The sequence below is a fragment of the Nocardia sp. NPDC051052 genome, assembly GCF_044456045.1.
Classification (GTDB): domain Bacteria; phylum Actinomycetota; class Actinomycetes; order Mycobacteriales; family Mycobacteriaceae; genus Nocardia.
Genome location: NZ_JBITFL010000008.1, coordinates 261,094 through 280,879, shown reverse-complemented (window position 1 = coordinate 280,879; position 19,786 = coordinate 261,094). Strand labels below are relative to the sequence as shown.

Sequence of the window (19,786 nt, the reverse complement as noted above, 5' to 3'; positions counted from 1 at the left end):
GCAAGCGATGTTGCGCGGGTGGGTGCTCAACGTGCGCCGAAACACCGCCCGTACCAAGATCAATCCATTGCCGTAAAGGAGCTTTCCATGCCAGGTGTCACGCTGACCGATCATCTCTTCTCCGTCCCCCTCGACCATGATCAGCCAGACGGTGAGCGCATCGAGATCTACGCTCGCGAGGTGGTGGCCGCCGGACGCGAGCGCGAGCGGCTGCCCTGGCTGCTGTTTTTGCAAGGCGGCCCCGGCATGCCGGCACCCCGTCCGGTCGGCCGGGACTCCTGGCTGGACCGCGCACTCGACGACTACCGCGTGCTACTGCTCGACCAGCGCGGCACGGGCCGCTCCAGTCCGATCACCCGTCAAACGCTCCCGGCTCGTGGCGAGCCCGCCGCGCAAGCCGACTACCTCACCCATTTCCGCGCTGACGCCATCGTCCGCGACGCCGAACTGATCAGGCGCGAACTGACCGGCGAACCATGGTCGGTGCTCGGCCAGAGCTTCGGCGGCATGTGCACCGTCACCTACCTCTCGTTCGCACCCGAGGGCCTGCGCGAGGCAATAATCACCGGCGGCCTTCCCGGATTGCGCGTCACCGCCGACGAGGTCTACCGCGCCACCTATCCGCGCGTACACCGCAAAAACACCGCCTACTACCGCCGGTACCCGCAAGACGCCGCCGCGGTCCGCCGCATCGCCGCGCACCTGATCGAGCGCCCGACGCCCATGCCGGACGGATCCTCGCTCACCGTCGAGGCCTTCCAGTCGCTCGGGCTGATGCTCGGCCGGAGCGACAGCGCGGACGTGCTGCACTACCTCCTCGAAGACACCTGGGCCGGAGCGGAGCTGTCCGACAACTTCCTCGCCCGCGCCGCGGCTTTCCTCAGCTACGCCCAACTGCCGCTGAACCCGCTCATGCATGAACTCACCTACGCCCAGCGCGGCACCGGCGCGACGAACTGGGCGGCTCAGCGAGTGCGCGACGAGTTCCCCCAGTTCGACGCGCGCACGGCGTTGGCCGGGGACGACCCGATACTGTTCACCGGCGAGATGACCTACCGGTGCCACTTCGACCAGCCCTGTCTCGCGCCCCTGCGCGAAGCGGCCGAGGTGCTGTCCGCCTGCGAGGACTGGCCCGACCTCTACGATCCGCAGCGCTTGGCCGCGAACGACGTCCCCGTGGCCGCCGCCGTCTACCTCGACGACATGTACGTCGACGCCACTTACTCGCTGCAGACCGCTGAGACCATCAGGGGCCTACGGCTGTGGGCGACCAACGAGTACGAGCACGACGGGCTTCGCGCCAGTAGCGGACGCGTCCTCGACCAACTGCTGCGAATGCTGCACGGCCAGATCTGAAGCGGAACACCGACGTCGAGCTGGTTCGTCGTGACGCGGCGTGTGAAGGGCGAGTTGGTCAGTGCACTCTTCGACGACACAGTTGCCTAGTCGTCGAATATCGCGGGTCTGCGGGGGCGGGGATCGTCGTCGTCTTCGTCGGTGGCCACCGGTGTGGGTGCGGGTCCGCTGAGCTTGGCCGCGAGTTCGGTGAGTGCGTCGGCCGCGGCGGGATCTTGTCGACGCAGGTGTTCGTTGAACTCTCGTTGTGCGGCATGGTATTCGGCGGCGCGTTCGGCTGCGGCGGCCTGCGCCTTGGCGAACGCCGAGTTCGTGGTCGCGGTGATCACCTCGCCGAGAACCTGATCGGTCAAGCGGCGGGCGGCGGGGCGAATCGTCACGGCCCGCACGAGACCACCCGCTGTGCAGCGCACGGTGACCGTTCGGTGGTCATCGGTGGCCTCGGCCTCGAGTTCTTCGACCTCGCCGATTATCTCGGAGAGGCCGCGCGCCTGTGCGGCCAGCCGGTTCAGCAGTTCGGCTCCGCGCGATTCGAACGCGGAGTAGCCGGCGGTCATCGGACCGGGATCTTTCCGAGGGCCGCCTTGACGGCCGTACGCACCTGACTGTTCGGATCGCCGGCGTATTGCTCGACCAGTGCGCGATCGGCGGGGTTCTTGAACCGGGCCAATGCCCTGATCGCCGGTCCCCTGGTGTTGGGATCGGCGACGAACGGCAGCACCAGCGCACGCGCCTCCTCGGTATTGAATCGACCGAGGAAATGCAGGATCGGTACCTTCGACGCGGTATTGGGCAGGATGTGCAGCAGGCGCACCATGCGGTCGTAATCGCCGCGTTCGGCAATGGTGTCCAGCGCCTGCACCGCCCAGAATTCGACGTGCGGTCGCAGCGGCGCGTCGGTGCGTTCGAGTTCGCGGAACAGCACCTCGATCGCGCGCCGGTTGCGCTTGGCCGCCGGGTCGATGAGATTGCGGATCAGACCGGTGCGAATAGCCCATTTGTGGTGGGTCTCGGGGCCTGGAATGCGCTCATCGAGATGTTCGAGCCAATCGACGAAGATGGGAATGGCCGGCGGGATCGTCCGCGGTCCGTTCGCCAGATCGTCGAGGGTGTAGCAGCGCACCCCGACCGCGGCGAGCTCCCTGGCGATCCGCAGGTCGAATCCGTTCCGGCCGTCGCGGTAGCCCGCGGGCAGTTCGTCGAGCCAGTTGTCGCCCTTCGGCATTCGTGCGTAGTCGAAGTTCATGGCGTCGGCACCCCGGTCGATCCGCGCGGATCCTTATTACTGGTCGGCGGACCCCAATCCGTTTTGGGAATGAACGGTGCGGGCGATTGTCCCTTGGCGAGATTGTCGTCCAATTCCTCACGAACGACGGTGACCTTGCCTTCGTTGACCAACTGCTGTGTGTCGGGCGCCAGCTGCGTGCGGTGATCGACGATCAGGGTCATGGTGTAGCCATTTTGCGCCGCCCAATCGGCTTCGTCGTGGATCTGCTCGGCCGACCGTTGCGTGTCGTTGGTGTTCTTGACCTCGGTGACCTGACGATTCACATCGTCGATCCGGTCGGGGATGCGGGTGCGCCCGTTGACGTATACCGCGCGCTTGGGTGTGGTGGGATCCAGTCCGGCCCGCAGTTCGCCGTCGCGCCCGGCCCGGATGTTGTCGAAGAGGTAGCGCCCGCTCGTCGGATAGCCTTGGCGCGCATACCGTCCCAGCAGCGGTGCCAGCCACAGCTGCACGTCTCCGGTCGCGCCCGCCATCGAGCCACCGGTCTGCTGTATCGCGCCGTCGACGAACCCGTCCAATTCTTTCAGCAACGTATCGACATCGCGACCAGCCTGGTCCTTCAACTCCTCGATGTACTCATCGATCAGTCTCTTCACGAACCATTTCACGATCGGCGCCGACCGGGTGACCTTCCACGTGTCGATCGTCAACTCGCAGTAGAACAGGATCGTTTTGATCGTCTCCCGCTCGATGTATGACTTGTCCGCGACCTCGTGGCACGCACGGCTGAGATAATCGGAGAACGCCGAAACATCGTCGACCGCTTTCAGCAGGCCACCGGCGGCCGCCCGGATCATCGGCACGTCCGCCGGCTCGTCCTGGTTTTTCGGCAACTTCAACTGGACGTCTTTGAATTCGGTACTGAACTTGCCGAACGTCTGGCTCGCGTGGTCGATCTTGCCGGTATCGCAATCGGCCCACGCCTTGTGGTTACGTCCGTCGATCAGATACCACCGGTCCGGAACATCACCCAAACCGCCGTTGCACAGCCGGGTCGGATGCAGCGAATATTGCAGGCCGGTCACCTGGGGCGGCGGCGGGATCGGAATCGGCGCCTTGCCCGGCGCGTTCTTGTTTTCCGCCTCGGCGTGGTTGACGCCGGCGGCATGCACCATCTTCGCGAAGTTGCCTGCCGCGATGGCACTGAGCGAACCGAGTTCGAACACGTCCGCGGCGGACTGGGAATATGCTGCGGCCCAACCCGTTCCGGCGGTGGAGTGCTCGCCGGCCGAGCGGGACACATCCAGATTCCCGTCGAGTTCGTGAAACTTCTGCTCCAGCCTCGTGCTCAAGGCACCCAACTGGCTCGCGACGTCCCAATACCACTCGGGATGCACAGTCGTCATGACGTCTATTCCTTCACACAGGTCCCGACTTGCAGATTCCGCATGATCGTCGCGATCTCGTCGTCGAACGCCGAGGTCGCGCCGTGCACCAACCCGGACAGCTGAACCGTGGCGGTTGTCCCGGTGCACGGAATGACAAGTCCCAGAAATGATTCCGATTCATACAGATACGGTTGCTGGAATTCTCCGTCGATGGCGACGGCGCGATGCCCGCACACTTGGGCACGCTGACCGGCTCGCTGGTGCCAGCCGCTGGTGTTCGGCACGCCGGCCAGGCTGGCCAGATAGGTCGCGTTCGCCTCGTCGTCGCGGTGCGGCGCCTCGCCGGCGATCGCCGACACCAGGGCGAACCGGGCGCCATCGCGGCGAACCACCGACAGTTCGCCGGTCGACACCGGATTCTCGGCCCACCCCGCCAGCCGGGGCAGCGAAATCCGGAAGGGCTGACGCACATTGGGCTCCCGGACGAACATCTGCCCACTCGGCTTCGCCGCATCGCAGGAGTACGCGACCTGGCTCGTAGGCTCCGCGAGCGGGTGGCCAGTCGACCTCCCGCACCCGGTCAGGACGACCAGTAACGCGAATGCCGCGATATACCGGGCGCTCACCGGCTAACCCGCGAAGCCGAACATCTCGCGATTGAGCCGTTCCGCCTCGGCATAATTGGCGTGCGCGGCGTGCACCTGCGTGCGCAATGCGCGCAAATTGTCGAGGTGCTCGCCCCACTCGGACTGCCAACCGGCATGGGCGGTGTCGAAGCCGTCGCCGCCCGCCCCGACGAAATCGGGTTTGATGGCGGCGGCCGACTGTCCAACGGCCTCGCGCATGCCTTCCAGCCGTCGGATGTGCCCGTCCAGGTCGGTGACGAACCGGTCCATCGCGGTGAGATCGTATCGATGCGCCATCGTCGCTAGACCCTCCGCTGCGCAGCGGTGCCGACGATGTCCGACGCATTGCCGGAATCGGTGCGCTGGTAGACGGTCGCGGCCGAACTCAGGTGCGCGGCACAGGTGGCGATCCGGTCGACGTGGGTGCGGATCTGTGGATGCAGGTCGTCCCACGCCTCGTGAACGGTGCCGGCCGCCGCGCCGGACCACGATTCCTGCAACTGCTCGTGGCCACGGTGGATGTCGGCCACGACGCCGGACAGGTCACCATGATGTTCGTCGAATCGGCTTGCGCCGTGCTGCAACTGGCCGGGTTCGACCTGTAAGATCTGTTCTGCCATGCTCTGCCTCCCCGCATCAGCAACGAAATCCCCGGAGTGAACAGTTGGATTGGCGAGATTCGGCCTCCCCGCAAACCCGCGACGACCTCGACACACTGTTCGAGGCAAGTATAAGTGCGGCCGCCGACACATTGGGAGAATCCGGAAGTTTCGCACCGTTCATGCTGGTGATCGACCGGGGTGGGGCGCGCGCATTGCGCGCGTTGGGCGAGCCCGGCGCCGCCACGACCGAGGACGCGATCCGCGCCCGGCTCGAACTCCCCGACGACGGCACCGAACTGCGTTCACGGGCAACCGTTTTCGCCGTCAACGCGCTGACGCCTGTCCGCGGTGACGCGATCAAGGTGACGCTCGAGCATCGCGAAGGGCAGGCGATCGACATCGTTGTGCCGTACCGCGTGAGCGAGGACGCGCTCGACATCGACATGGAGCGAGCGCATGCGACCGCGGTCGGCCGCCGGTTGTGGGATATGCGGGCCGGCGCTGCGGAGTAGTTCGCCGGAACCACTTCCGCCGCAGGGAGGCCGCACATGAACGCCCCCGATGTCGCGCCGACCCCGGCACGAATCATGTTATGAAACAAAGGGTTCAGCTGTTCGAGGCGGAAGCGTCGATGCGCGCGACGAGCGCGTCGAGCGCCAGATCCATCGCGAAATCGAATTCCGCTTGGCTGTCGAATCGCGCCAGGTATGGAGCCGCCTCGACGACGGCAGGTAGCCCCGACTGCTCCAGCGTCGCTCGACGCGCGGCGATACCGGGAATGTCGTCGGTTCCGTAGGCGGGGCCCGCGTTCACCTCGCGCAGCAGAGTACCCACGAGGGTCGCCAGCACGGTGCGCAACAGATGGACCGCCTGCTCCGGCCGGCAACCGGCGGCGTGCAGCACCTCCAGGACCGCCTGAGTCGGTGCCAATCCCTCTATCGATCCCAATTGCCGCGTGAGTACCAGCACCGCGGCCGAGGGATGCAGGAGCGCGCGACGACGGAACGCGTCCGCGATGGCACGCAGATCGACGCGGAGATCACCACTGCGCGACGGTAATTCGATCGAGCCGAGGAGATGTTCGACGACGGCGTCGAGCAGGCCATCCTTGCCGTCGACGTGGTTGTACAAGCTTTTCGGGTCGACTCCGAGCACTCGGGCGACCGGCCGCACACCTACCGCGCCGACACCCTCGCTGCCGATGACGGCGAGGGTTGCTTCGACGATCCCCGCACGGGTCAGCTGGCCGGCACCTTTCGGGGGTCGCCCTCGGCGCGCTGCTGGAACATGGCTGGTCATGAGGTCATGATGCCGCAACCCGTTGATTAAATCCACACCGTGGGTATATTGTCGGCGGTACGTAAACCCACGCTGTGGATATCGAAGCCCACCCGCGTACCCCAGGAGTCACCGATGTCGACCCGATTCACCCTGCCACCCGAAGACATCCTGCGCGCACGGGAGAAACTTGTCCTCGACCATTTCCACGACGAGGTGCTCCAGGACTGGGACGCAACGCTTTCCACCTTCCCGCACCCGCATTACGAGCTGATCGCCCCGATGGTCGTCCACGACGGCGACGACGAGGTCCGCGGCTACTACCACGACACCCGCCGCGCCTTTCCCGACCAGGACCACGAGATCATCGCCCTGCGCCACAGCCACGACGCGGTGGTCGTGGAATTCTGGCTGCTCGGAACACATTTGGGTCCGCTCGGCAAGATCCCGCCGACCGGCTCGACCCATCGAACCAGGATGACGGCCTACTTCGTGTTCGACGAGCAGGAGAACCTGGCGATCGAGCGCATCTACTTCGACCAGCTCACCGTCCTGAAACAGCTGCTGGGCGGGCTGGACAAACGCAACCCCCGCGACCTGCTCACGCTCGCCCGAGCGACCGCCGGAGCCGTCGCCACCGCGGGCGCCCCGCCGGATCCGCGCCTGCTCAGCACCACACCACCGAATCTGGATGCGTGAGATGAAAGTTCATCACCTCAACTGCGGCACTATGCGTCCGCTCGGCACCCCCGAGGGCCTGGTCTGCCACGTCCTGCTCGTGGAAACCGACACCGGCCTCGTGCTGGTGGACAGCGGACTTGGCCTGCGCGACGTCGCCGATCCGGCTGCCCGGTTCGGGCCGAGCCGCTTCTTCGTCCGGCCGCGCTTCGACGAAAACGAGTCCGCCATCCGGCAGCTCGAACGCCTCGGCTTCGACCCGCGCGATGTCCGCGACATCGTCCTCACCCACTTCGACGCCGACCACAGCGGTGGTCTCGCCGACTTCCCCTGGGCCAGAGTCCATCTCACCGCGATCGAAGCGAACGCGGCACTGCACCCGCAAGGTTTCGTCGAAAAGGGCCGGTATCTGCCGACGCACCGTGACCACCACCCGACCTGCGTTCCGCACACACCCGGCGAGCCCTGGCGCGGTTTCGCCGGCACCGAAGAGCTCACCGACATCGCACCCGGCCTCGTCATGATCAGCCTGCCCGGGCACACCCGCGGCCACGCCGCCGTCGCCGTCGACCTCGGCGAGCGATGGATCTTGCACGCCGGCGACGCGTTCTACCACCGAGGGCAGATCGACGGCACCGGCCAGGTGCCCCGAGCACTGACGGCGATGGAACGCCTTGTCGCCCACGACATGTCCGCCGTCCAGGCGAACCACGAGCGCCTCGCCGACCTATGGGCCACCCCGGTACCCGACCTACTGCTCGTCAACGCCCACGACCCCGTCCTCTTCCGCCGCGCCCAGCAATTCGACGCAGCCGATCACAACCATCCGGATCGACTGCACCAACCAAATGACTAATGCCGCAGACATATCCGGCGCCGGACTGCCGTAGCACGGTTCCGGCGCGATTCGTGCTCGATGGCGGGAACCAGCCCCACTCCGAGCCCGAATCGCACCGGATCTCCTCGGCGGCAAACGAGTTCGGCTACGCCGAGCCGTTTACTGCTTCCAGATCTTTATGGCTTCCATCCGCTTGCCCTGCCCCGAGGTGCCCACCCAGATATCGGTGCCGCACCTCGCCTCCTGCCATCCGTCGCCCTCCACATGGGCCTCCGCACAGATCGGCGGGGAATCGGCAATCCAGATATGAACGCCCTCCAGGCGTCGGCCCAGCCCCTCAGTTCCGGTTACCGCGCTGGCGGCCCCGTTTTGGCAACTCCAATAAGGATCGTCGCCCTGGTCCTGGATGTGGCCTTTGAGGCAGAGATAGCCGATATTCGCATGCACTTCGAGCTTCTCGATCCGCTTGGATTCGCCGGTCGTGCCGGCAACATAGCCGTCGCAGGACTGGCCCATCCAGCCATAGTCCTGCACGTGGACCCGATAGGTGATCAGCGGGCTGCTGTTTGGACAATCCGTATTGCGTAACTGCGCGGCGCTCGGGCCGTTACCACCCGGCGCCGATCCGCCAGGCGAGGCCTGAGCGGGTACGGAGCTCATCGACAGCACCGTCGCGGCGAGAGCGGATGCGACCGCGACTGTCTTGACTCTGGACAACAGATTCATCGTGAATTCCTTGCTGATGATCGACATCGCACCTCGACACACGTCGAGGGCTCGGAACCTCAGCCCACTCCCCTCCCGAAGGCTGTCGACGACGTCGGCGGCCATCTCCAAGTGGGGATTCCCCTGAAGGTCTTGCGGTGTGGACTGGGCTAGTTTTAGCCCGGATTGGTTGTTCAGCGTCGATCTCGTTGCGCTGAACAACAATTGCTGAACAACGGTGTGGGATGTGGAGGGGGTGACGGTGCCACGCTCGGAACGTCTGCTCGACGGGGATGACGGGCAACTGTGCCTGTTGGCGATGGATTTACGCGGCCTGCGAGCGAAGGCGGGCGGGCCGACCTACCGCGAGTTGGCAAGGCGGGCACACTATTCGGCGGCGGCGTTGTCCGAGGCCGCCTCCGGCCGCAAGCTGCCGAGCCTCGCCGTGACGCTGGCGTACGTGCGGGCATGCGACGGCGACGTGACGGCATGGGACCAGCGCTGGCGAGCGCTGGCTGCCGAACTCGCCGCAGCCAAGGAGCCACCGCCCGCCCTCCCGAACGACGGGCAGGCACCGTATGTCGGGTTGGCAGCATTCGAGCCACAGGACACAGACCGCTTCTTCGGCCGCGACAACCTCATCGAAGACCTGCTGGCACAACTGATCCGCCATCGATTCCTCACTGTCGTCGGTGCGTCCGGTTCTGGTAAATCCTCGCTACTGCGCGCGGGTCTCGTCGCTCACCTCCGCCAGGACGCGACGCCGCCGCGGCCAGCGCTGGTATTCATGCCCGGCCCCCACCCGATGGCAGAGTGCGCGATCACGCTGTCCACGCTCGTCGGCCACACCCCCGGCGACGTGCACGCGGATCTGATCGCCGACCCCCAGGGACTGCACCGGCTGGTGCGCCGAGCCCTCGCCGACCAACCCGCCGAGGCCGAGCTCACGTTGGTGGTCGACCAGTTCGAAGAGGTGTTCACCCTCTGCCACGATCGCGCGGAGCGAGAGCAGTTCATCGATGCGCTGCTGGCCGCGGCGCAGGCGCCGACCAGCCGCTGCCGGGTCGTGATCGGCGTCCGCGCGGACTTCTACGGCCGCCTCACCACCCACCCCGGCCTGGTCGCCGCCCTGCGCGATGCCCAGGTGCCGGTCGGTCCGATGAGCGTCGACGAGCTCCGGCAGGCGATCGCCGGTCCGGCCGCGCAAGCCGGGTGCGTGGTGGAAGGTCCGCTGCTGGCGGCGCTGATCGCGACTACCGCCGGGCAGTCGGGCGCGCTGCCGTTGCTCTCGCACGCACTGCTCGAAACGTGGCGGCGGCGCCGCGGCACGACGTTGACCCTGTCCGGGTACCACAGCGTCGGCGGGGTCGACGGTGCCTTGGCCCAAACTGCCGAGACCTTCTACACCGCGCTCGACGACCGACAGCGCGTGGTCGCCAAACACCTACTGCTGCGGCTGATTTCCCCGGGCGATGGCACCGAGGACACCAAACGCCGAGCAGACTACGCGGAACTCGACGACGATGTCACGCGGGCCGTCCTCGATCGGATGACGGTCGCGCGGCTGGTCACGACGACCGAGCACGGCGTGGAACTCGCCCACGAATCTCTCATCCGGGCCTGGCCACGCCTGCAAACCTGGCTGGAGGACGACCGCGACGGCCTGCGCACCCACCGGCAGTTGGCCGAGGCGGCCGCGGCGTGGGTATCGCTGAACCGGGATCCGACGCTGTTGTATCAGGGAGTCCGCCTGGCTCAGGCGTCCGCGTGGTCCCGCACCGGCCGCCCCGGCATGGCCGATCGGGAGAAGTCGTTTCTGCAGGCCAGCGTGCGCGCGCGCATCGACGAGCAGGCGCGGTCCGATCGACGGGCTCGCCTCACCCGTCTGCTCACCGCCGCTGTCGTTGTCTTCGCGGTGCTGGCCAGCGTCGCCGCGTTCGTCGCCGTGCAACAGCGATCGACCGCTCTGCAACAGCGCGACGACGTCGTCTATCGCAATGTGCTGGCCGAGGCCGACCGTCTGGCGGAGCGTGAGCCGTCCCTCGCGGCGCAATTGGATCTGGTCGCCGCGCGCAGCCGCCCGAACGATCCGGACAGCCGCAACAGACTCATCGCCACCCAGAACATTCCGTTGGCCGCTTCCGCACACGGGCACGAGGGTGCGATCTATCTGACCTCGTTCAGCCCCGACGGTCACACGCTGGCCAGCGCCGGTGAGGACCGCATCGCACGGCTGTGGGACGTCCGCGACCCGACTCAGCCGCGACCGATCGGCCAGCCGCTGAGGGGCCACACCGGCTGGCTGAGCTCGGCGGTGATCAGCCCGGACGGACACACGCTGGCGACGACCGGCGACGACGGCACCATCCGACTCTGGAACGTGTCCGACCCCGAACACACAGTCGCCCTAGGCACGCCGCTCGCGGCCGGCGGCGGCTCGATCTATCTGGTGGCCTTCAGCCCCGATGCGCGCACCCTGGCGGTCGGCTGCGACGATCACACCGTCCGGCTGTGGAACGTGGCTGATCCAGCCAACCCGATACCTGCCGGTGTGCCATTGACCGGTCACACCGGGCCGGTGCGCTCGCTGGCGTTCAGTCCAGACGGCCACACCCTGGCCACGGGCAGCGACGACACCACTGTCCGGCTCTGGAACGTCTCCGATCCAAACCATGCCGAGCGCCTGGGCGCCGCGCTGACCGGTCACGCCGCCATCGTGCATTCGGTGACTTTCAGCCCCGACGGTCGCCTGCTCGCCACCGCTAGCAGCGACCGAACAGTCCGGCTGTGGGAGGTGGCCGATCCCGCAGGCCCGATCCCCGTCGGACAGCCGCTGACCGGCCACACCGCGGGAGTCTGGTCGGTAGCGTTCAGCCCCGACGGCCTTCGGATGGCCACCAGCGGCGACGACGGAACCGCACGGATGTGGAACGTGTCCGACCCAGCACATGCCGCACAAGTGGGCCCGCCGCTCGCCGACGGCAACAGCACCGTCTTCACCGTCAGCTTCAGCCCGGACGGGCATACGCTGGCCACCGGCAGTGCCGACGGTACGGTCCGACTGTGGTCCCTGCCGTCGACTGTCCTGATCGGCCACCGCACCGGGGTGAATTCGATCTCCTACCACCCCCGGGGCACGCTGCTCGCCACCGGCGCCGAGGACAACACTTTCCAACTGTGGGACACCACCGACCCGGTGCAGCCGACCCCGGTCGGACGCATCCCAGCCGCACCGGGCTACCTGCAATCGTGTAGTAACTGTAGAACTTTCGCGCGGTTCAGCCCGGACGGACGAACCCTCGCCATCCTCAGCTACGCCAGAGTCGTTCAGCTATGGGACGTCACCGACCCGGCCCATCCGACGCTCCGGGGGCCGACGCTGGCATTGAATACCAGAGACGCCAGCTTCCTCGGATACAGCCCGGACGGACGAACTCTAGCCATCGGGCACGACGACAAGACCGCACAACTGTGGGACGTGGCCGACCCGGCGCACCCCGCACCGCTCGGACTACTCAGCGGCCACACGAGTTACCTCACCGCCACCGAATTCAGCCCGGACGGTAAGACTCTGGCCAGCTCGAGCACCGACCGCACCATCCGACTCTGGAACGTCAGCAATCCGAACCAGCCCACACCAATAGCGATACTCTCCGGCCACACCAACCGGGTCATGGCTGTGGCCTTCAGCCCCGACGGACACACGCTGGCCAGCGCGAGCATCGACCACACCATCCGACTCTGGAACATCACCGACCCGAGCCAACCCACACCGATAGCAGTGCTCACCGGCCACACCAACGGCGTCAACACCCTGGCCTTCAGCCCAGACGGCAAAAACCTCGCCAGCGCGAGCACCGACCACACTATCCGGCTCTGGAACGTCGCCAGCCCGGTACGACCCGAACCATCGGGGCAACTGCTGACCACGCACGGTGACGCGACAATCGAGCTCGCCTTCAGCCCCGACACCCATACGTTGGCCGCCACCGCCGACGCCGACACTGTTCTCCTGTTCGATCTCGAAACCGACCATGCCGCGCAACGGATCTGCAAGATAACCCACGGCACGATCACGCAACCGCAATGGCAGATCCACCTCCCTGACCTGCCATATCACCCGCCTTGCCGCTGAACGCCGCTGCTCTTCGGCGCGCCGCGCTTGGCGTCGCACGATAGAATGTTGCTGCATGATTTCCGGCTGCGGTGGTCGTTTCAATTAGGGAGTCCGAGCGATGGATCGCCGGAACAAGGGAATCAGCCGGCGCAGTGTGCTGGTGGCGGGTGGCGCTTCGATCGCGCTCACCGTGATGGCGGAGCCGACGCAGGCGATGTCGATCACGCGGCGGGTGTCCGCGGGCCCGGCCGAGCCGGGGAAGCGCGCGGAACTGGCGGAACAGGCGATCGTGCAGCGGCACGTGCGCACGCTGTGGGGTCGGCCGCAGATGCGGCTCGGCATGCTGCTCTGGCCGGGGTCGCTGCTGGACCAGTCGTTCGTGCGCTGGTGCATGTGGTGGCAAGCCCACCTGCTCGATTGTGCGGTGGACGCCGCGTACCGCGCCCGCACCCCCGAACGCATCGACCTGGTTGTCTCCATCGCGAACGGTATTCGGACCCGCAACCTCACCGGCTGGACCAATCGGTACTACGACGATATGGCGTGGCTGGTGCTGGCCCTCGAACGCGCCGACCGGCTGCTCGGCGTCCGATTCGGCGGCGCGCTCGACGAGCTGAAGGCCGGCTTGAACGAGGGCTGGAACCCGGACGTCGGCGCGGTGCCCTGGCGGGCGGGCGACGAGTACTACAACACCCCCGCGATCGGTCCGACCGGTATCGCGATGGCCCGTTTGGGCGAGCTGTCCCGCGCCGGAGAACTCGCCGAGTTCCTGAACACGCGGCTGCGCGACACCGCCAGCGGCCTGATCCTCGACGGTATCCATGAACCCGGCGGACGAATCGAGGCGACCCTTCTCACCTACTGCCAGGGCGTCGCCATCGGGCTGGAAACCGAATTGGCTTTGCGCACCGGCGAATCCGGCCATCGCAAGCGCGCGGCGGAACTCATCGCCGCCACCGGCGACAGGCTCACCCACGCCGGGGTGATCGCCGCGGCCGCCGGGGACGACTCCGGGTTGTTCATGGGCATCCTCGCCCGATATCTCGCCGAAGCCGCACTGGCCTTGGGCGACACCACCGCCGCGGACATCGTGCACGCCTCCGCGCGGGCCGCCTGGAAAAACCGCGCTGAGGTGGACGGACTACCGCTGTTCGGTCCGGATTGGTCGCGCCCGGTCACGGTGCCGGAATTGCCGGGAACCCTGTCCCAGCTCACCGTCTCGCCCGCCTCATCGTCGGCGAATCTGAGCCGCGATCTCTCGGTGCAGCTGAGCGGGTGGATGCTGCTCGAGGCGGATTATCAGCTCAGCGCCGCGGGACGCTGAGGCGAGTCTCCGCGCGGCGCGGGGGCTGACCGAGCCGATATCACACCGGAGTCCTATTCCGCCTCATACCAAGGGATTACCCGGAACGAGACATCGGCCGATAACGTCGGGCGTATCGACATCGTCTCCTCGCCCTGATGCGCCGAGCACTCCCCGCTGGGTCAGATCTCCGATCGACATCGAGGACGGACTGACGTGGTATCTCCGACTCAGCGCTCAGGAAAGATCTATGACGACATCGGCTTTGGTCCCAGAGTCAGCTCCACGGTCACCGCGGCGCAGCGCCGCCGACGGTGATTACGCCCGGTTGTTGCGCCGGATCTCCGAGGCGGGACTGATGAATCGACGTCCCGTTTACTATGCCGTTCGGCTCAGCCTCGTCGGGCTTGCGTTCGTCGCCGGTTGGGTGGCGTTCGTCCTGGTCGGCGACTCGTGGTGGACGCTGCTGATCGCGGCGGGCATGGCGATGACGTTCGCTCAGGTCGCCCTCGTCATGCACGATGTGGCGCACCGCCAAGTCTTCCGGCTGCGCGGGCCGACCGAGATCGTCGGCCGGATCGTCGGCAACGCGGGCATCGGCTTGGCCTACGGATGGTGGCAGGACAAGCACACTCGGCATCACGCCAATCCGAACCACGAGGAGCTCGATCCCGATGTCGCGCCCGACATTCTGGTCTGGTCACAAAAGCAGGCGCGGGCCAGCCATGGGCTGGCTCGCCTCATCGGCCGGGCGCAGGCGTTCCTGTTCTTTCCCCTGCTCTTGTTGGAGGGCCTGAACCTCCACGTGGCCGGCGTGCGCGCGCTCAGGAATCGGTCGGTCAAACGGCGCGTGCTGGAGGGTGCGCTGCTCTTCGGCCACTTCGCCGGTTATCTGGCGGCGCTGTTCGCGGTGTTGCCCGCCGATAAGGCCGTCGCGTTCCTCGCGGTGCACCAGGCGCTGTTCGGCCTGTACATGGGCTGCATCTTCGCCCCGAACCACAAGGGCATGCCGACCCTGACCGGCGACGACCGCCCCGACTACCTGCGTCGGCAGGTGCTGACCTCACGCAACGTGCGGGGTGGCGTGCTCACCGACATTGCCCTGGGCGGGTTGAACTATCAGATCGAACACCACCTGTTTCCGAGCATGCCGACACCGAATCTGCGACACGCCCAGGTGATCGTCCGCGACTACTGCGCCGAAATCGGCGTGCCGTACCACGAGACCGGGCTGATCGCCTCCTACGGCGAGGCGCTGCGGCACCTGCACCACGTCGGCGCGCCGATCCGCGCCGCCGACTGAACCCGCGTTCGGCGCCGAAACTGTCTCGGCGCGTACGTCTTTGGGCGTTGCGTGCCCAGGCGCTATCAGCATGTGGGTATCGCAGCACTGCTACCGGGAACGCAGCCCCAGGGCATTGAGCCACAGATGCGTGAGCGTCGCCGCGGTGTCGTCGAGTGAGATTCCCGTTTTCGACGCCTGATAGAAGGCGCGCTCGGTCATCCACACGAGTGCGGTCGTCACGGCGTGCGCGCCGGTCGGTCCGTCGTCATCGGGCAGCCCGGCGCGTTCGGCGATGGCCTGGGTGATGTCGCGGATCGCCGCGACGGCCGAATGCCAGCTCGCGCCGATGGCCTCGACGGTGGGGCTGAGTTCCACGGCGGCGCGCATGACATCCCCGTGGTCGCGCCACATGTCGCGGGTCTGGCCGACGCTGCGGCGCAGGGCGAGCGCCGGTTCGCCCGAGCCGTCGGCGGCCTCGATCTCCGCGCGCAGCGTGGCGACGGTTCGTTCGACCAAGGCGGCCAGCACCGCGTTCTTGGAGCCGAAATAGAAGTAGAACGCACCCCGGGTGATGCCGACGGCCTTGGTGATCGTCTCGATCGTCATCCGATCGAATCCCAGGGTGTTCAACTGCTCTTCGGCGGCGTCGAGAATGGCTCGCTCGCGTTGATCTCCCTTGGTGGGCGCGGTGCGGCGGCGGGTGGTTCCGGTCTCGGGCACGGCACTCACTCTACCTCGGGGCGATTATTTTCTACACAGTGTCGATTTTATCTATCAAAGTGTAGATTCTCGACCATGACCGATCGAACAGCCGTCAAGACCTTCCTCATCACCGGCGTGAGCTCCGGCCTCGGACAGGCCATCGCACGTAAGGCCATCCAGGACGGCCACGTGGTGGTGGGGACGGTTCGGCACGAAGCGGACGCCGCGGAATTCCGAGCACTGCATGCCGGCCGCGCCATCGCGCGCATTCTCGACGTCACCGACGACGAGGCGGTCCTGGACACGGTGCACAACATCGAAGCCACCGTCGGCCCGATCGACGTCGTCATCGCCAACGCCGGGTACGGCCACGAAGGGGTATTCGAGGAATCACCGCTGACCGAACTGCGAAACCAGTTCGCGGTCAACGTCTTCGGCGCGGTGTCCACCATTCAGGCGGTGCTGCCACACCTGCGCGCGCGGCGCTCGGGCCACATTCTGGGCATCACCTCCATGGGCGGGCTGATGACTGTGCCCGGCCTGGCGTACTACCACGGCAGCAAGTACGCCCTGGAGGGCATCCTCGAGACGCTCGGCAAAGAGGTCGCCGGGTTCGGCATCCACGTCACGGCCGTCGCGCCCGGCTCGTTCCGCACCGACTGGGCGGGGCGGTCCATGATCCGCACCGACCGCTCCATCCCGGACTACGACGAGCTGATGGATCCGGTGCGCGCCCACCGTCGAGCCGCCGACGGCAATCAGCTCGGCGATCCGGAAAAGGCCGCGGCCGCAATACTTTCGGTCATCGACGCCGCGGACCCGCCGGCCCACCTGGTACTCGGCTCCGACGCCCTGCGCCTGGTACGAGCCGGCCGAGCGGCCGTCGACGCCGAGATCGATAAGTGGGCCGACCTCTCGCGCACCACCGACTTCGCCGAGGGCGCGCAACTGCCGGGTTGAGCAGGCAGGCACCAACGCATTTCGATGAACGCGATAGTGCACGACCTACGCTTGAATAACCTCGATCCCCACCATCGCGTTCAGCGAGTCACAACTGGCCCAGGACTGATTCTGCCCGTACTGAATTGGGCCGTATTTCCAGTAGGTGAAGGGGACGGGCCACGCAACGCAGGTGAGCTTTACCTGATGCCAGGTCGGCAGCTCACAATTGGACATCCCGCCGGTATTGAAGATGTTGTACACGTGACAGTTGGCCTGCCATACCGGTACATCAGCCTGGGCAACGCCACCACCAGCGAGCACAGCGGCCGCGGCTGCGGTGGCAACGGCGGCGCCGGCAGTGAGCCGTTTCGCAGATAGCATTCCGAACCTCCTGAATAGGTATTGTCTGGAACACATCGCATACGCGTCGCACTTGTTACTGGAAACAACCCGTGACGTGGACTGTCGTCCTCGAACAAATTAATGATCCGGACCGACTCAGGAAGGGGGTTGTTTTGTATCGGCCGCCCCCACGACCACTTTGAATTCCCAGGACCATCGCCATATCCACGACCATTTCCACGGCCACCACGACTTGACGTTCGTCGAACGTGCCGGATCGGCGGCGCGCGGCGCAACGCCACCCGCGACGATGGCAGCAACGACGGCGCTGACCAAGACCGTTGTCAGAATCGAGGACAGTCTGGTCCGGCGGGCAGCGTGCGAGTTGATCGGATCTGTATGCGGCATAAGCCCATCCCCCCGGCCGATTGCGATTCGTCCACAACCGCACCATCTTCTCAAAGATGCGAAGCGCCGTCAGCGGATTGCGTTCGCGGGATGGGGCTTTGGTCTGCGTGATTGGCGCGACCAACCGTATTACGGTGTGTCGGGTCCAATTCTGCGCGGCTTGGCCATGCGCCGAATGCCTGCGGCCGGGGCGTCGCGACCGGCTCGTTTCCGCCGTGACGCACCGAAATCGATAATGCTCGCGTCCTGCCCGACGCCGCCCTGATCGTCCTGCGAGCCCGCGTCGGCCGGCCACGCACCTGTCTCACCCTGCAGTTCTGATCGCGTCACCGGCCGGGTCGGTGGGGCGTCGAAGGCGGAGCCGCCCTCCGAACGCCACGTCTTGCGGGGACGCTCGGCGGCATCCTCGGTCATGCGCCGCGGGTGATGCGGCAGCCGGATCAGTTTCGACTCCCCCTCCTCGGCGCGATCGGACTCGGCCGCCTTCAGTCCTTCGAGCTTCCTACGTAAACGTTCCACCGCGTCAAACCTGTTCTCACCAGGCCCAGGCAAGGATCCCTGTCCCGGCTCGTCCCGCTCCGACATCGAGCTACCAGCCGACGAATGCCGTGGCACCCGCCGACGCCACGACCGTTGATACCCCGAGCTGATCTCCGAACTTCATCTTTAGTGCGTCACTCACGACCCTCATTCTCCCTCAGGACCGCCGCGCGCGTTTTCTGCCCCTTCCCCACTCGGTATCCGCGGCCGCGGATCGTCACGCCGGAGCAGTCGAGACTGTCCCGTCGATGTGCTCGAACGCATCCCCGCCCCACCGCCGTGCGCGATCCCGATGCCGAAAGACATCGAAGCCACACCGAGTTGATTCCAGTTGGGCGTAGTTTGGTCAGCGGACATAAGGTCACGCCGTGGCCGCGGGCCCGTATCGCACCGTGCCACAGCTGGTTCTCTGATCGGAGGAATGCCGTGCGCGCTGAGGGAGATTCCTGGGACATCGTGAGCGGTGTCGGTGCCACCGCACTCGGCATCGCCGCCGCCAGGGCCATGGAGACCGCCAAACCCGACCCGCTGGTGCGCGACGAGTACGCCGCGCACTTCGTTCGCGCGTCCGGCCATGAGCGAATGATCGCCATGCTCGAAGGCCCTGCGGCCCAGGATGATTGGCTGCTCGGCTCGGGCATGATCGGCCTGCGCACCAAGTTCTACGACGACCATTTCCGCGCGGCCGCCGAGGATGGAATACGCCAGGCGGTGATTCTGGCCGCGGGCTTGGACGCACGCGCCTACCGGCTGCCGTGGCCCGCGGGCACCGTCGTGTTCGAACTCGATCAGCCCGAGGTGCTCGAATTCAAGCGCCGGGTGCTGATCGACAACGACGCGCGGCCGTCGGCGGATCGGCGGGAGGTCCCCGTGGACCTGCGCGAGGACTGGCCAACCAGCCTGACCGACGCGGGTTTCGACGCGTCCACACCCACCGCGTGGCTGGCAGAGGGTCTGCTGCCGTATCTGCCCGGCGTGGCGCAAGAGGGGCTGTTCGATCAGGTCACGCAGCTGTCGGCGCCCGGAAGTCAGCTGGCCTTCGACTGGATCGGCAACTATCAGAACCTCGATCAGGTGACCGAGCATCAGGGCGAACAGACGCAGAACTCGCCGATGGCCGAGATCGACTTGAGCGAGCTGTTCTACACCGACCACCGCATCGAGCCCGAGGACTGGTTCGCCGCCCGCGGCTGGTCGGCGAACCCGGCGAGGGTGCCCGAACTGGCGGCCCGCTACCACCGCGAACTGCCGCCGATCCCCGAACCCCTCGCGGCGATGTTCCACAGTTCGCGCTGGGTGACGGTCGCGAAACCGCACACATCATGACGTAGTCCGTACACATCCGACCGCCCGCAGCGAATCGATCGCATTCAGCGGGCCCGGCGGGCCGCCCGAATGCCGTGTCCGCCAACAGATCCACGACCGCTATGGTCGCGTTGCCGCATCGC

At 66.5% G+C, this 19,786-nt stretch carries 20 protein-coding genes; 9 read left to right on the top strand and 11 right to left on the bottom strand.

Annotation, left to right across the window (positions count from 1 at the left end; all coding sequences use genetic code 11):
- The first annotated feature begins 87 nt into the window (after nucleotides 1-87).
- Nucleotides 88-1,356 carry an alpha/beta fold hydrolase gene (locus tag ACIBCN_RS27940; protein WP_396994650.1) on the top strand — a complete coding sequence of 423 codons (1,269 nt, stop codon included), beginning with the start codon at nucleotides 88-90 and terminating at the stop codon, nucleotides 1,354-1,356.
- A gap of 86 nt (nucleotides 1,357-1,442) precedes the next feature.
- Here the strand turns inward: ACIBCN_RS27940 and ACIBCN_RS27935 are convergent, their stop codons facing one another.
- The 6 genes from ACIBCN_RS27935 to ACIBCN_RS27910 form a co-directional block, all read right to left on the bottom strand.
- Nucleotides 1,443-1,913, bottom strand: coding sequence for a YbaB/EbfC family nucleoid-associated protein (locus tag ACIBCN_RS27935; RefSeq protein ID WP_396994649.1), 471 nt, complete (start codon nucleotides 1,911-1,913; stop codon nucleotides 1,443-1,445).
- Nucleotides 1,910-2,602 (bottom strand): HEAT repeat domain-containing protein, encoded by a 693-nt coding sequence (locus ACIBCN_RS27930; protein WP_396994648.1) that lies wholly within the window; start codon nucleotides 2,600-2,602, stop codon nucleotides 1,910-1,912. The genes ACIBCN_RS27935 and ACIBCN_RS27930 overlap by 4 nt, the downstream gene beginning before the upstream one ends.
- Nucleotides 2,599-3,990, bottom strand: a complete 1,392-nt coding sequence (locus ACIBCN_RS27925; protein ID WP_396994647.1) for a putative toxin — start codon at nucleotides 3,988-3,990, stop codon at nucleotides 2,599-2,601. Before ACIBCN_RS27925 ends, ACIBCN_RS27930 begins: the two co-directional genes overlap by 4 nt.
- A gap of 5 nt (nucleotides 3,991-3,995) precedes the next feature.
- A complete protein-coding gene (locus tag ACIBCN_RS27920; protein WP_396994646.1) occupies nucleotides 3,996-4,442 on the bottom strand; it encodes a hypothetical protein in 447 nt (148 codons plus the stop codon).
- 159 nt (nucleotides 4,443-4,601) lie between these two features.
- Nucleotides 4,602-4,895 carry a WXG100 family type VII secretion target gene (locus ACIBCN_RS27915; RefSeq protein WP_396994645.1) on the bottom strand — a complete coding sequence of 98 codons (294 nt, stop codon included), beginning with the start codon at nucleotides 4,893-4,895 and terminating at the stop codon, nucleotides 4,602-4,604.
- A 5-nt stretch (nucleotides 4,896-4,900) separates the two neighbouring features.
- Complete coding sequence (locus ACIBCN_RS27910) at nucleotides 4,901-5,218, bottom strand: WXG100 family type VII secretion target (RefSeq protein ID WP_396994644.1); 318 nt, start codon at nucleotides 5,216-5,218, stop codon at nucleotides 4,901-4,903.
- 44 nt (nucleotides 5,219-5,262) lie between these two features.
- Between ACIBCN_RS27910 and ACIBCN_RS27905 the strand changes: the two genes are divergently transcribed.
- On the top strand, nucleotides 5,263-5,712 hold the full coding sequence (locus ACIBCN_RS27905; protein ID WP_396994643.1) for a hypothetical protein: 450 nt from the start codon (nucleotides 5,263-5,265) through the stop codon (nucleotides 5,710-5,712).
- 94 nt (nucleotides 5,713-5,806) lie between these two features.
- On the opposite strand, the gene ACIBCN_RS27900 is transcribed toward ACIBCN_RS27905, so the two are convergent.
- Entirely contained in the window at nucleotides 5,807-6,499 is a 693-nt protein-coding gene (locus tag ACIBCN_RS27900; RefSeq protein WP_396994642.1) for a TetR/AcrR family transcriptional regulator, read from the bottom strand.
- Between the two features lie 114 nt (nucleotides 6,500-6,613).
- On the opposite strand from ACIBCN_RS27900, the gene ACIBCN_RS27895 reads away from it, so the two are divergent.
- Nucleotides 6,614-7,177, top strand: coding sequence for an ester cyclase (locus ACIBCN_RS27895; RefSeq protein ID WP_396994641.1), 564 nt, complete (start codon nucleotides 6,614-6,616; stop codon nucleotides 7,175-7,177).
- Nucleotide 7,178: 1 nt separating this feature from the next.
- Nucleotides 7,179-8,012 (top strand): MBL fold metallo-hydrolase, encoded by an 834-nt coding sequence (locus ACIBCN_RS27890; RefSeq protein ID WP_396994799.1) that lies wholly within the window; start codon nucleotides 7,179-7,181, stop codon nucleotides 8,010-8,012.
- A gap of 141 nt (nucleotides 8,013-8,153) precedes the next feature.
- Here the strand turns inward: ACIBCN_RS27890 and ACIBCN_RS27885 are convergent, their stop codons facing one another.
- Nucleotides 8,154-8,747, bottom strand: a complete 594-nt coding sequence (locus tag ACIBCN_RS27885) for a hypothetical protein (RefSeq protein WP_396994640.1) — start codon at nucleotides 8,745-8,747, stop codon at nucleotides 8,154-8,156.
- Between the two features lie 208 nt (nucleotides 8,748-8,955).
- On the opposite strand from ACIBCN_RS27885, the gene ACIBCN_RS27880 reads away from it, so the two are divergent.
- The 3 genes from ACIBCN_RS27880 (at nucleotide 8,956) to ACIBCN_RS27870 (ending at nucleotide 15,422) form a co-directional block, all read left to right on the top strand.
- Complete coding sequence (locus tag ACIBCN_RS27880) at nucleotides 8,956-12,834, top strand: hypothetical protein (protein ID WP_396994639.1); 3,879 nt, start codon at nucleotides 8,956-8,958, stop codon at nucleotides 12,832-12,834.
- Nucleotides 12,835-12,934: 100 nt separating this feature from the next.
- Nucleotides 12,935-14,140 carry a glycoside hydrolase family 76 protein gene (locus tag ACIBCN_RS27875; RefSeq protein ID WP_396994638.1) on the top strand — a complete coding sequence of 402 codons (1,206 nt, stop codon included), beginning with the start codon at nucleotides 12,935-12,937 and terminating at the stop codon, nucleotides 14,138-14,140.
- A gap of 229 nt (nucleotides 14,141-14,369) precedes the next feature.
- On the top strand, nucleotides 14,370-15,422 hold the full coding sequence (locus ACIBCN_RS27870) for a fatty acid desaturase family protein (RefSeq protein ID WP_396994637.1): 1,053 nt from the start codon (nucleotides 14,370-14,372) through the stop codon (nucleotides 15,420-15,422).
- A 90-nt stretch (nucleotides 15,423-15,512) separates the two neighbouring features.
- Here the strand turns inward: ACIBCN_RS27870 and ACIBCN_RS27865 are convergent, their stop codons facing one another.
- The gene (locus ACIBCN_RS27865) at nucleotides 15,513-16,124 is read right to left on the bottom strand and encodes a TetR/AcrR family transcriptional regulator (protein WP_396994636.1); all 612 of its coding nucleotides are present in this window, start codon (nucleotides 16,122-16,124) and stop codon (nucleotides 15,513-15,515) included.
- Nucleotides 16,125-16,199: 75 nt separating this feature from the next.
- On the opposite strand from ACIBCN_RS27865, the gene ACIBCN_RS27860 reads away from it, so the two are divergent.
- On the top strand, nucleotides 16,200-17,066 hold the full coding sequence (locus ACIBCN_RS27860; protein WP_396994635.1) for an oxidoreductase: 867 nt from the start codon (nucleotides 16,200-16,202) through the stop codon (nucleotides 17,064-17,066).
- A 45-nt stretch (nucleotides 17,067-17,111) separates the two neighbouring features.
- Here ACIBCN_RS27860 and ACIBCN_RS27855 read toward each other — a convergent pair whose 3' ends face one another.
- Both ACIBCN_RS27855 and ACIBCN_RS27850 read right to left on the bottom strand, forming a co-directional pair.
- Complete coding sequence (locus ACIBCN_RS27855; RefSeq protein ID WP_396994634.1) at nucleotides 17,112-17,429, bottom strand: hypothetical protein; 318 nt, start codon at nucleotides 17,427-17,429, stop codon at nucleotides 17,112-17,114.
- A gap of 498 nt (nucleotides 17,430-17,927) precedes the next feature.
- Nucleotides 17,928-18,317, bottom strand: a complete 390-nt coding sequence (locus ACIBCN_RS27850) for a hypothetical protein (protein WP_396994633.1) — start codon at nucleotides 18,315-18,317, stop codon at nucleotides 17,928-17,930.
- A gap of 447 nt (nucleotides 18,318-18,764) precedes the next feature.
- Here ACIBCN_RS27850 and ACIBCN_RS27845 point away from each other — a divergent pair, with 447 nt between their 5' ends.
- The gene (locus ACIBCN_RS27845) at nucleotides 18,765-19,664 is read left to right on the top strand and encodes a class I SAM-dependent methyltransferase (protein ID WP_396994632.1); all 900 of its coding nucleotides are present in this window, start codon (nucleotides 18,765-18,767) and stop codon (nucleotides 19,662-19,664) included.
- Nucleotides 19,665-19,786 lie beyond the last annotated feature (122 nt).